The sequence below is a fragment of the Nitrospira sp. Vd2 genome, from assembly GCF_979581665.1.
Window position 1 is genome coordinate 180,603 of record NZ_CEFZSK010000041.1, and the last position, 6,994, is coordinate 187,596.

The window sequence follows — 6,994 nt, forward strand, 5'->3', positions numbered from 1 at the left end:
GGTTCTCGGTCTATCAGTACAGTTCCGTCACGCTCCGCTTTGCTTACGGCGGCGGACGCTTGGCGATCGACGGCTCCGTGGCGTCTCGGTGCGCTTGCGCGCATTCGCTGTTGGTCAAGCCATCGCGCATAATATGCCAGCCGATCGTGATGCCCTGCCACAGGGTCAGCTCATGCTGAAGCACCGTCATGACCATGTCTCGACTCCAGTCGGTGATCGGGATCTCCCGTCGCGCGCCCTGCGTGTCGCTCCATGTGACGGGGTCGAAGAGCTGGGCCTGCTTGCTGCGGTGAAGATAGGGATGAGCCGCGAACACGGCCTGTTTATGCCGAAGGTGCTTCTCCAACACCTCGTGTGGCGTTTCCCGGTGCTCTTCTAATGTCTGCAGATGTTCACTGAGGAACGCCGCGATTCGGTGAAACGGAGAGAAGACGCGCCACGCTGGATCGCCACCGCAGTCCAGGACGATGGACACGAGGCGGAAATCATCTCCTGCTTGCCGGCGGTAGTCCGCGCAGAATCCTTCCCCGGCCAAGGCGTAAGGCGCAAAGCAGGCGAGCCGAACCGCTTCGATATCGAGCCGCTCCAGTTGAAGTTGCTTCTCGATGCGCCGGTCTGCGTTCGCCTCGCGCCCCATGTCCTCGCGAAGACCGTTCGCAGTGGCCTGGAGACGCGACAACTCACCCTTCTCTTGGCGAAACAAGCCTGTGTGGAGCGTCGCCGTCCGCCACGCACGCGGCTCCACCGTCCCTTCGATTTCAACGGTCACATGCATGCTCTCCATCTCTTCCCGTTGCACTTCGCGAAGGATCCTCACCGTCACATGATCCGCGATGGCGGCCTCCAAGTCCTCTCCGCTGAGAGCCGGTGACGGTGTTTGATCGTGGACGATCTCGGCAAGCTGCTGGATGAGTTTCAGCCGTGCCCGTGTGTAGGCCGTGACACGGGCGAGGTCCGGCGCTTCACCCGGCACAATGACTTCTTCCGCCACCGCATATCCCCGAACGGGAGGCGCGGCTCCGGCCGGCCCTAATGGGCAGACGGTGTGCAAGAACAAGAGGGTGAACAACGCGATAAGCCGTCTCATGGCGATAAGCAGCCTCATGGCAGAATCGTAGCCCGCGGTGTTCGTCAAGAGAACAGGATTGCAGGAAAGATGACGACGGGCGGCGACTGACATTCCAGTCGATCGGGTCATCATCGTGATGTCGGCACAACAGGGGCAGGGTGTCGCGAGGCTACGGCCGTACAGCGAGCAGGTCGGCCTTGACGGCATCGTAAATGGCGGCGGCTATGGCTTTGTTGGCATCCGGGGAGGTGTGCGACCAATCCAAGTAGACGGGGTGGGAAGCATCGTTGAACAGGTCGGCGAGAAAAAAGATGCGGTCCTCTTCACGATTCACGAGGCGCCGCTTGGCCGCGTAATAGACCTGTCGTTGGGATTTAATAAACACAGGAGATGCATCGGCAATCAGCCGCGCTTCATACGAAACCGGACGCTTCAGGGGATTGAACAGATTGGGTTGCCAGAAAAAATACGCCGTGAAGCCGTACTCCTTGGCCAACGCGTTCACTTGTCGGATGTTCGCTTCATAGGAGTCCAAGACCTGTTCGGCGAGCACGGCTGCCTTCCCTTCGATGCTCTGGTCCCAGCGCTTTAATCGCTGCTCTCGAAGGCGCCAAAAGAGTTTGGAATAGTTGGAACGCTCATAGAGGTCCGTAATCAGGCGAATGGCGGACAAGTCGGCCTTCGCTTGGGCCTCTGCTCGTTTTCGGACGTTTTGCGGATCGCGGGGGATGGCCGGAGAGTAGGTACCCGCATACCCGTCATTGTTGCCGTCGTAAAAAATCACGTAATCAGGCACATCACCGTTGCTGAGCGCTTTCAAGAGCTGGTTGAGTTCTTGGGTCGTGACGTAACCGGTTCCACCGAAATTGTAGACGTCGTAGTCGGGCCCCAATGCAGCTTGGAGAAACGAGGGGATGGTCATCGCGTCCGGCGCGCCCGTTCCCCACACGGTGGATCCGCCCATGACGAACACTTTCTTCGCGTGAAGGTGCGGCTGCTTGACCGTCCGGCGCAACCCCGTTGGTTCAATGTTCACATGCTTGGTCGTCAGCGGGGACCAGCGCCAATGGATGTAGGGCTCGAACTCGGTGGAGAATTGTGCAAAATCCTTCCATAGCTGCTCGCGGTCAGGAAAGTTCGCATAAACCGGCAAGGAAGCCCGTGGATCGGTTTCGCCGTGATGGCGAAGACTGATGTAGAGGCCGATAAGAGAGTGTCCCGCGATCAGGATCAGTAGCGAACTCAGAAAGAACGCGCCGACGTAGGAGTAGGCGCGAATGAAGCGCGCCGAGAACGAGGAGGTTTCCGCCGTGCAGTCGATGCCGCTCCTGTTCGGTACGGATCGGCGCAAGGGCATGCTGCGAGGGTCGCGCGTGTCGGTCGACCGGCCTGTGGTGACATGCCGTCTGACTCTGTTCGGGGACCGACCGATGCGCGAATGCGACATGTTGTCTAGAGGGCTGGAATGGAGGCCCAGCTTGCCGGCACATCAATCAAGACCAGCCCTCTCAGCGGGCTAAAAGATGCTGTAGATCGCTGGCGCCAGCACACTGCCTTCGAGAAAGAAGGCCAACGTCGCCAAGAGCAAGAGCACGAAGACGAGGGGCGCCAACCACATCGATTGCGTCTGCTTGAGGAAACTCATTAACTCTTTCACCATCCCGAAGTAATCCTTCACGTGCGTCAATGTGGTCATGATGTCTCCTGTCTGCGGTCCGTCGGTTTACGGCGCCGTTGCCCGGACCGTCTTTTGTTTCAGTGAGCTGACAAGCTTGTAGGCTCCCAAACAGCCGTGGCGAAACACAATAAAGGACAAGATCGCTCCGGGGTAAAACCAAAAGCCGCCTAGCTGCGAGGTGATCCCACCACCGACGAGCGCGGCCAGGATCGAGGCAAAATCGGCGACCGGCCCGAGCGGTTCGTACACTTGCATATGTTTCGCATCGGTCATGTAGCCGTCTTTCCGCACGAGCTCCTGCTGCCACGGCCGTTTTTCATACGGCTTGAGCCGGTCAATTTGCGGAACGGCCGGGGCGGCCGTATCCTTCAACACACCGTGATTGCACGCATCAATGCAGTTGTAGCACTTGATGCATTCACGGTTGATGACTTTCCCGTTGAAATGGAAGATCTCACGGCTGACGTCGATGCCCTGGGGACACGCTTGACTGCAGGACCGGCAGCCCGTGCACTGCGCGACGCGCGTGATCTTGCGCTGCGTCTTGGCAATATTCATCAGCGGCGCCATCATCGCCGCGTAGGGGCACAAGATGCGGCAAAAGGCGCCGTGTCCATAAAAGAGGTTCAGCACGACGCTCATCGTAAATTGAATGAACACCGCCATTCCGAAGGCCAGGAGAATGTCGTTCCAGGTTGCCCGGATCGGAAAATTAATGGGCGCGGTCTCGGCAAAGGCCTTGTTCTGATACCCTGGGAGGTCGGCGAGCGGCGGCGGGGACATGACGTTGACCTTGGGCGCAAAGCCCACGTGATGGATCAAGATGATGACGGGCAGGAGGAGGACGAACAGTGCGCCGACCCGTAACATCCATCGATAGCGCGTGGTGACGAGGACATTCTTTTCGCGAATCTTCAGATAGCGAGCGACCTTGAGCTTGCGCAGGAGCCAATCGGCGAACTCGATCGCCCCGCGCATATGGCAGATCCAGCCGCAAAAGCCTCGACCAAAAATAAAGATGGAAGCCAGGATCAGCAGGACCATGATCGCCGCCGCGTTGACCGTTCCTTTGGCGAGTGACGGCACCCCCATCATCGCCGTCTTGCCCCAAATTTGAACTCCGAAGACGTGCCAGGAAATGAGATGGACGGCGATATACACGTGCACCAATGCCAGTGAGATCATTCGAAGGCGGTGACGCCAAGATCGGGTGGGGCTTCCAGGGACGCCGCAGGCGTCATGATGGTCGTGATGCTTGAGCTCCTCCACCGGGATGAGCGGCACAGGCGCGGCTGCGGGAGTCAGAACAGGAAGAGGAGTCATGATAGGCCTCTCGATGTCCGAGTGGATGCGTGAGTCACGACGCCGAAGGGATGGCATATTGGGGACGGAAGGCTGACGGTGAAGGCGACTCGGATTGAGAGCAGCGCGGGCGGTTCGAAGGGGTGGAAGATCTCGCGGCCAAACCGTCCCGGTGTCATGCTGTGGCTCAAAAAGTACGTAATCAGTTGCCGCTATGCTGCGCCCTTTCGCGTGATGCGGTCTATTGGACTGAAGTCCTAACTACATTGGCCTTGCGGATCAGCCCTACGGCGAAGGAAGAGTCTCAATAGGGATAGGGACGTCAACGTGGGATTCAGTGGTGAGCGTGTCCCGTCGGCCAGAGTGGTTTATCTTTGTCTTGGCGCAAGACTTCAACTCGATTGGCGACGATCTGAGCCGGACAATCCTTCACTTTATGCAGGTCCAGTTGCTCCTCAGAACCATGTGGACGGAGCGCTGTGGACCTCAGCGATCGTGCGTCGGCGCTGCACGGGGACAACCAACTAAAGACGCGTGGAACCTGCCAGACCTGTCAAATGTGACAGTTGGCCGATTCGCGGTCATTCGGTACACGGAGCATGACTGCCGGTAGGGATCTTCCTGACGATTGACCGGAGCCATGATGGGTCTTTCCGCCAGGAAGCAGGGATTGAATCAGGCAAAGGAGTGGTTGATGAGGGGCGTCAAGAGATCGTTCTTGCGATGCCTCGGAATGATATGGCTTCTCGCCGCGTGCACGAGTCCAAACGTGAAGACAGATTTCGATCCTTCTGTGGATTTCAATCGATTTCGGACCTTCGCATTTATCGGACTGAGTCAATTGAATAGAGGCACGGCCTTGGACAATTCGCTCACTCGCAAACGGATTGAGTCCGTGGTGGGACAGGAGCTCATGAGTAAAGGGCTGCAGCAGGTGAGCCTCGATCAACATCCGGACCTCCTGGTCCATTACTGGATTGGAACGCAGGTGAAACAGCAAATCGAGAACACCGGCTTCTATGGGCCACGGGGTCTTTACGCGTATGGCGGGCCGCGGATCTATGAATACAAGGGGGGAACGCTGATCGTGGATCTCATCGAGCCGACCAAAAAGGATCTGGTGTGGCGGGCGACGATGGTCAGTAACTTGGAGGACAGTAGTCAGAATAACATGGAAATGGGACGCAAGGCGGTTGCGAAAGCGTTTGAGAATTACCCACCGGCCCAGTCTCCCGGCAAAGCGAGCGTCATTAAAAAGTAGAAGAGCCGGCTAGCAGACCGCTGTAGGGGGTGCCTTGAGTGTCCCCGAGGAATGAAGGCGCCAACATTATTTTGGAACAGGCTTCTCTATCTCCGCGTCGGGAAGCGTGCCCCCTTCGAACTTGATGGTCTTCTCAATCGCATCGCACAGAGATTCGCCGTACGCGAAGATTCGATAGCTGACATAGGCGGCGAAGCAAGCCGTCACCAATTCGGGGACACCGACGAGCATGGCAGCGCCAAGACCCACGCCGAAACCCACGCCTGCCCCGTGATAGGGAAGTTGGTGAAAAAATTTCCACAATTCGCCACCGACCGTGCTGACGCCTTGCTCCACGGCCTGTAACGTCTCCATCCCGGGCTGCGTGGCTGCGTTGACTAAAGGCAGCGACTCTGTTTCCGGAGTATGGGTCGCACTATCCGGCATCGACACTTGCTCACGTCACAAGATGGCCCGGGTACAAACCTACGTTGACCCTGTTGTCTGTCAGGGGTACCGACCGTATGCCTGGATGACACGAAAAGAAAATGTCACAAATGACAGGTTCGGAGGCGCTAAGTTGCGTGCCTCATCATGACGAGAGGTAAGATGGGCGGCCCGCGTGCACGCCAAGTTCGGGCTCTTCCGCTCCTCGCCGAGGCGGTCCGCCAGATTGTGCTGTCTTCTATGACGGCCTCGTCGTGCCTGGCACTCCACCTCCTGGCGTGCGAGGCATTTCGCTCATCGTCAACGTACGGCGCCTGAGCATTCCTCGATGTGCTTTGGCTGGTCAGCATGGCGCCGCTTTTCGCTTTCGGGTTCATCGGGGGCTACCATCACCAGGCTCTCCTTCATGAGGTTCCGTCCCCTGACAAGGTTGACTTGAGCGCGACGATGCGCCAGGCAGTCCGTATTGTCTCAGTCAGGACACTTCGCGCCCTCCGCTCACCAGCCTGCAACTGGTGCCCCGAGATCTTAAGATGAGCAGAACCTGGTCTCAGTTTTGCTCCTTTGCTTCGCATGGCCGAGGATGTCTCCGCCTTCGTGGGCGAGAAAAACAACGAGGCACTCCGAGCTTTAGGAGGAGCCCATGTCTCCGAGCCGACCCTCTCTCTCCGGCAGCCGAAGGCTTGGTGGCGGCTTGCGAAGGATGCCGCTACCAAGTGGAGTGCCGATAAAGCCCCGCGCCTCGGCGCCGCCCTTGCCTACTACACGATTTTTGCGCTCGTGCCGCTGCTCGTCGTAGTGATCGCCATCGCCGGGTTCGTCTTTGGGACCGAAGCCGCCTCCGGTTATCTCTTTGCACAAATAGTGACCTCATGGGCTCGGCGAGCGCCGACGCCTTGCAGCAGATGCTCCAGGAAGCACAGAAACCCTCGCATGGCTTGATCGCCTCCATTATTGGCCTCGGGACATTGCTGCTCGGTGCCTCCGGCGTATTTCAACAATTGCAGGATGCGCTTGACGCCGTCTGGCATGTCGCTCCGAAGCCGGGCGTCGGCGTCATGGCCTTTCTTCGACAACGCTTCTTCTCGTTTCTGGCGCTCGCGGGGACGGCTTTCTGCTGCTCGTCTGTACGGCGCCGAAGTCACATGGGTGTATGCCAACCGGTATGGGTCTCGAATTGTGCCGGACGCCAATGCCGTCGCGGCCTAGTGTCCTGTCTCTGAAGTGCGCTGACAAAATCGAGCCACGCTGGCCAGGA

General features: G+C 58.4%; 7 protein-coding genes. 1 reads left to right on the forward strand and 6 read right to left on the reverse strand.

Features of this window, described 5'->3' with window-relative positions; genetic code table 11:
* Positions 1-43 precede the first annotated feature (43 nt).
* From AC1U7K_RS18535 to AC1U7K_RS18550, 4 genes are all read right to left on the reverse strand, one after another.
* Positions 44-1,105 carry a hypothetical protein gene (locus AC1U7K_RS18535; protein ID WP_480253320.1) on the reverse strand — a complete coding sequence of 354 codons (1,062 nt, stop codon included), beginning with the start codon at positions 1,103-1,105 and terminating at the stop codon, positions 44-46.
* A 133-nt stretch (positions 1,106-1,238) separates the two neighbouring features.
* A complete protein-coding gene (locus tag AC1U7K_RS18540; protein ID WP_480253321.1) occupies positions 1,239-2,426 on the reverse strand; it encodes an SGNH/GDSL hydrolase family protein in 1,188 nt (395 codons plus the stop codon).
* A gap of 159 nt (positions 2,427-2,585) precedes the next feature.
* Positions 2,586-2,765, reverse strand: coding sequence for a DUF5989 family protein (locus AC1U7K_RS18545; RefSeq protein WP_480253322.1), 180 nt, complete (start codon positions 2,763-2,765; stop codon positions 2,586-2,588).
* A gap of 27 nt (positions 2,766-2,792) precedes the next feature.
* A complete protein-coding gene (locus tag AC1U7K_RS18550; RefSeq protein ID WP_480253323.1) occupies positions 2,793-4,070 on the reverse strand; it encodes a 4Fe-4S binding protein in 1,278 nt (425 codons plus the stop codon).
* A gap of 712 nt (positions 4,071-4,782) precedes the next feature.
* Here AC1U7K_RS18550 and AC1U7K_RS18555 point away from each other — a divergent pair.
* Positions 4,783-5,310, forward strand: a complete 528-nt coding sequence (locus AC1U7K_RS18555; protein WP_480253331.1) for a DUF4136 domain-containing protein — start codon at positions 4,783-4,785, stop codon at positions 5,308-5,310.
* A gap of 66 nt (positions 5,311-5,376) precedes the next feature.
* Here AC1U7K_RS18555 and AC1U7K_RS18560 read toward each other — a convergent pair whose 3' ends face one another.
* The gene (locus AC1U7K_RS18560; RefSeq protein WP_480253324.1) at positions 5,377-5,736 is read right to left on the reverse strand and encodes a hypothetical protein; all 360 of its coding nucleotides are present in this window, start codon (positions 5,734-5,736) and stop codon (positions 5,377-5,379) included.
* Between the two features lie 845 nt (positions 5,737-6,581).
* Positions 6,582-6,767, reverse strand: coding sequence for a hypothetical protein (locus AC1U7K_RS18565; protein ID WP_480253325.1), 186 nt, complete (start codon positions 6,765-6,767; stop codon positions 6,582-6,584).
* Positions 6,768-6,994 lie beyond the last annotated feature (227 nt).